Source organism: Xanthomonas sp. SHU 166 (assembly GCF_000364685.1).
In the GTDB taxonomy this organism is placed as follows: domain Bacteria; phylum Pseudomonadota; class Gammaproteobacteria; order Xanthomonadales; family Xanthomonadaceae; genus Xanthomonas_A; species Xanthomonas_A sontii.
Map to the genome: position 1 here is coordinate 1 of NZ_AQOJ01000168.1, position 4674 is coordinate 4674.

At 71.8% G+C, this 4674-nt stretch carries 4 protein-coding genes; 1 reads left to right on the forward strand and 3 read right to left on the reverse strand.

Annotated features, from left to right (window positions below; translation table 11 throughout):
* The 3 genes from D180_RS06190 to D180_RS06200 form a co-directional block, all read right to left on the reverse strand.
* On the reverse strand, positions 1-228 hold a 228-nt coding region (locus D180_RS06190), incomplete at its 3' end, for a hypothetical protein (RefSeq protein ID WP_043090559.1).
* A complete protein-coding gene (locus tag D180_RS06195; protein ID WP_017912103.1) occupies positions 225-1817 on the reverse strand; it encodes an ATP-dependent DNA ligase in 1593 nt (530 codons plus the stop codon). The genes D180_RS06195 and D180_RS06190, both read right to left, overlap by 4 nt.
* The gene (locus D180_RS06200; protein ID WP_017910725.1) at positions 1814-2818 is read right to left on the reverse strand and encodes a ligase-associated DNA damage response exonuclease; all 1005 of its coding nucleotides are present in this window, start codon (positions 2816-2818) and stop codon (positions 1814-1816) included. Before D180_RS06200 ends, D180_RS06195 begins: the two co-directional genes overlap by 4 nt.
* 111 nt (positions 2819-2929) lie before the next feature.
* Between D180_RS06200 and D180_RS06205 the strand changes: the two genes are divergently transcribed.
* Positions 2930-4570, forward strand: coding sequence for an acyl-CoA dehydrogenase family protein (locus tag D180_RS06205; RefSeq protein WP_017912104.1), 1641 nt, complete (start codon positions 2930-2932; stop codon positions 4568-4570).
* The last annotated feature ends 104 nt before the right edge of the window (positions 4571-4674 follow it).

Below are 4674 nucleotides of genomic sequence, written 5' to 3' on the forward strand. Positions count from 1 at the left end.
GGCGGCCGCCTGCGCCGCGGCCTGCGCACGCAGGCCCTCCAGCAACGGGCCGCCGAACGCGGCCAAGGTCTTGCCGCTGCCGGTGGGCGTGTGCAGCAGCCCCGAGCCGCCGTCCAGGTAATGTCCCCACAACGCGCGCTGGAACGGCAGCGGTTGCCAGCCCTGCTGCGCGAACCAGGCGTACAGCGGCGCATCGGCCGGGCGCCGGCGCGCCGCGGTTGCGCTCATCGCGCCAGTGCCTGCAGCGTGGTCAAGCGGTCGGCCTCGGCGAACGGCTTGTCGTGGCGCCAGCGCAGGATGCGCGGGAAGCGCACGGCGATGCCGGACTTGTGCCGGCTGCTGCGATTCACCGCCTCGAAGCCGAGCTCGAACACGTGATACGGCGTCACCGCGCGCACCGGGCCGAAGCGCTCGGTGGTGTGTGCGCGGATCCAGCGGTCCAGCGCCAGGATCTCGCTGTCGTCCAGGCCGGAGTACGCCTTGGCCACCGGCACCAGTTGCTCGCCATCCCACAGGCCGAAGGTGTAGTCGGTGTACAGCGTGCTGCGCCGGCCGTGGCCGGCCTGCGCATACAGCAGCACCGCGTCGATGGTCAGCGGCGCCACCTTCCATTTCCACCAATCGCCGCGACGGCGGCCGGACTGGTAGGGCGACGTCGCACGCTTGAGCATCAGCCCTTCCACGCCGCGCACGCGCGCATCCTCGCGCAGCGTTGCCGCCTGCTCCCACGTCGTCGCCTGCACCTGCGGCGACAGGGTCAGGCGCGGATCGGCGTGCGCTTCCAGCAGGGCCTGCAGTTGCGCGCGACGCTGCTGCAGCGGCTGCTCGCGCAGGTCCTGGCCGTCCAGTTCCAGCAGGTCGTAGGCGAGCACCCGCGCCGGCGTGTCGGCCAGGGTCTTTGCACCGGGCTTGCGGCGCTGGATGCGGGTCTGCAGCGCGGTGAACGGCAGCGGCGCGGGCTCGCCTTCGCGCCAGACCAGCAGCTCGCCATCGATCACCGCGTCGCGCGGCAACGTCGTCGCCGCCGCCTCGATCTCCGGGAAGCGCCCGTCCAGGCGTTCCTCGCCACGCGACCACAGCGCCACCTCGCCGTCGCGGCGGATCAGTTGCAGACGGATGCCGTCCCATTTCCATTCCAGCAGCCAATCGTCGAGGGCACCGAGCGTGGCGGCCTCGGCTTCCAGCGGCGAGGCCAGGAAGAACGGGTAGGGCTGCTGGCGGTCGCTGGGCAGCACCTCGTCGGACAGCAACTGCTCCAGCGCCTGCGGCGTCGGCGACCAGGCGCCGAGCATGCGCTGGGCGATGCGTGCGATGTCGATCCCCGACATCGCCGCCAGCGCCTGCTGCACCAGCCGCTGCGAGACGCCCACGCGCAGCGCGCCGGTCAGCAGCTTGTTGAACAGCAGGCGCTCGTCGAAGGCCAGGCTGCGCCAGCCCGCCACCACCGCGGCGCGGCGTGCGGCGTCGTCCTGTGCGGCCACCGGCAGCAGGCGCTCCTCGATCCAGTCGCGCAGCGGTGCCGGGTCCGGGGTTTCCGCTGGATCGTCGAGCAGCAGGGTCAGGGTCTCGGCGAGATCGCCGACGTGGTCGTAGCTGTCGTCCACCAGCCAGCCGGGCAGGCCGCTTTCCTGTGCGATCCATTCGCGCAGTTCGCGGGTGTTGGCGATGCGCCGCAGTTTGCCGCCGCTGAGCAGCCAGATCGCCCAGGCCGCGTCGGCCGGCGGCGCCTGCTCGAAATACGCCACCAGCGCGGCGCGCTTGTCCAGCGTCGCGGTGCTCTGGTCCAGTTGCCGGTACAGCGCGGCGAAGCGCTTCATTCCTCGCCACCGTAGTCGGTACGGAACGCCTCGGCGGCGACACCGCGTTCGTTGAGCGCGCGGATGATCGCGTCGGTGTTGCCGTGGGTCGCAATCACGCGCCGCGCGCCCGTCTCGTCGATGGTGCGCAGCAGGTCCGGCCAGTCGGCATGGTCGGAGACCACGAAGCCGCGGTCGTAGTTGCGCCGGCGGCGGTTGCCGCGCAGCCGCATCCAGCCCGAGGCGAAGCCGAGTTGCGCATGGCGGAAGCGGCGCAGCCACGGACTGCCGGCGGCCGAGGGTGGCGCCAGCACCAGCTGCCCAGCGTAGTCGGCGCGCTTGTCCAGTTCGGACACGGTGCGCGTGTCCAGCATCGCCACGCCGGCCTCGCGATACACCGCCACGCCGGCCGCCACTGCGCCGTGCAGCAGCGCCGGCTGATCGTCCCACGGCTGCAGTTCGGCGAGCACGCGCTGCGCCTTGCCCAATGCGTAGCAGAACAGCACGGCGGCCTCGCCGCGCGCGCCGCACTCGCGGCGCCAGGCGACGATCTCGCGCGCCACCTCGCTGGTGTCCGGCCACCGGTACACCGGCAGGGCGAAGGTGGCCTCGGTGATGAAGGTGTCGCAGCGCACCACCTCGAACGGCGCGCAGGTCGGATCCGGCTGGCGCTTGTAGTCGCCCGAGGCCACCCAGACCTCGCCATCCACTTCGATGCGTACCTGCGCCGAGCCGAGCACGTGGCCGGCCGGATGCAGCGACACCTGCGCGCGGCCGAGCGTGAAGCGGGTGCCGTAATCGTAGGCGCGATAGGCCTGCTCGCCCAGCCGCCAGCGCAGGATCGGCAGGCCGGCGGCGGCGCAGTGGTATTCGCCCATGCCCGAGCGCGCGTGGTCGCCGTGGCCGTGGGTGATGACCGCGCGGGGCACCGGCCGCCAGGGATCGATATGGAAGTCGCCGGCAGGGCAGTACAGCCCTTCCGGGCGCAGCACCACCAGGTCCTGGGAAGCGGCATTCGGCATGGGCGCCACTGTGTCCAAGCCGGTGTGCAGGAGATGAGAATCCGCCGCGCGCGTTCGCGGCCGCGCGACGGATCGGCCACAATGCGTGCAGCGCTTCTGGGAGGGAGATGCATGCATACGGACCTGCCGGCGTTCGCCACGCATACGGTCGACAACCAGCCGCCACCGTTCGAACCGCGCGATCTTTGGGCCGACGACGTGGCGCTGCGTGAGGCCTGCGCACGCGAGGGCGCAAACGGCTTCGCCGCGACGCTGGCGCAGTACGGCGTGCTGGCCGGCGATGCGCTATATCGGCTCGGCTTCGACGCCAACCGCGACCGTCCGCGGCTGCGCACGCACGACCGCTACGGCCACCGCATCGACACGGTCGAGTTTCACCCGGCCTATCACCAGTTGCTGGACGCGGCCAAGCGCCATGGCGTGGCCGGGCTGTCCTGGCACAGCCCGCAGCCGGGCGCGCATGTGGCGCGTGCGGCGCTGAGCTACCTGCACCACCAGGCCGAAGCCGGCACCAGTTGCCCGCTGACCATGACCCATGCCGCGGTCGCGGTGTTGCGCCAGGACCCGGCCTTGCGCGAATGGGCCGACAAGGCCGCCGCGCCGCACTACGACCCGCGCGATGTGCCGATCGCCGACAAGGCCGGCATCACCCTGGGCATGGGCATGACCGAGAAGCAGGGCGGCTCGGACGTGCGCCGCAACGCCACCGTCGCCACGCCGCTGGACGGTGCCGGCGCGTACAGTCTGGTCGGGCACAAGTGGTTCTTCTCCGCACCGATGTCCGACGGCTTCCTGGTGCTGGCGCAGGCGCCGGGCGGCCTGACCTGCTTCCTGCTGCCACGGCGCCTGCCCGATGGGCAGCTCAACGCGCTGCGGCTGATGCGGCTGAAGGACAAGCTGGGCGACTGGTCCAACGCGTCCAGCGAAGTCGAGTTCGCCGGGGCCTGGGCGCAGCGGGTCGGCGAGGAAGGGCGGGGTGTGGCGCGGATCATCGGCATGGTGATGCTGACCCGGCTCGACTGCATGCTCGCCGCGGCTGCGCAGATGCGCATGGCGCTCGCCCAGGCGCTGCACCACACGCGGCATCGCATCGCGTTCGGCAAGCGCCTGGTCGAGCAGCCGCTGATGCGCAACGTGCTGGCCGATCTGGCCCTGGAATCGGAAGCCGCCACCGCGTTCGCGCTGCGGGTGGCGCGCGCGGTGGATGCGGCCGACGTCGATGCGTCGGAAGCGGCGTTCGCGCGCATCGCCACCGCGCTGGGCAAGTACTGGCTGTGCAAGCGCGCGCCGGCCTTCGTCAACGAGGCGCAGGAATGCCTGGGCGGTGCCGGCTACGTCGAGGAGTCGATCCTGCCGCGGCTGTACCGGCAGGCGCCGCTGAATTCGATCTGGGAGGGGAGCGGCAACATCCAGTGCCTGGACGTGCTGCGCGCGCTGGCGCGCGAACCGGCCAGCGCGGCTGCGGTGCTGGCGGAGTTGCAGACGCCGGGCGGCACCGACCCGGCCTATGACGCGGCGTTGGACGCACTGCGCGCGTCGCTGTCCGGCAACGCCGAAGTGGACGAGTACAGCGCGCGGCGCCTGGCCGAACGCATCGCGCTGGCCTTGCAGGCCGCGCTCCTGCTGCACAGCGGCAGTCCGGCCGCCTCGATGTTCGTACGCAGTCGCCTGGCCGGCGCGCATGGCCTGGCGTTCGGCACGCTGGAGCCGGGTGCGCCGGTCGAGGAACTGCTGATGCGTGCGTTGCCGTAGGCGTGTGGCATGGCGACGCACCGCGCCGTCGCCAAGTGGGAAATGAGTAGGCCGGCACTTCCTTCTCCCTCCGGGACCACGGCCCCCTTTTTGGGGGAAGGTGC

What these genes read in the sequence shown, in the direction of transcription:
- D180_RS06195 (WP_017912103.1), bottom strand. Translation starts at nt 1,817, where the DNA reads ATGAAGCGCTTCGCCGCGCTGTACCGGCAACTGGACCAGAGCACCGCG.
- D180_RS06200 (WP_017910725.1), bottom strand. Translation starts at nt 2,818, where the DNA reads ATGCCGAATGCCGCTTCCCAGGACCTGGTGGTGCTGCGCCCGGAAGGG.
- D180_RS06205 (WP_017912104.1), top strand. Translation starts at nt 2,930, where the DNA reads ATGCATACGGACCTGCCGGCGTTCGCCACGCATACGGTCGACAACCAG.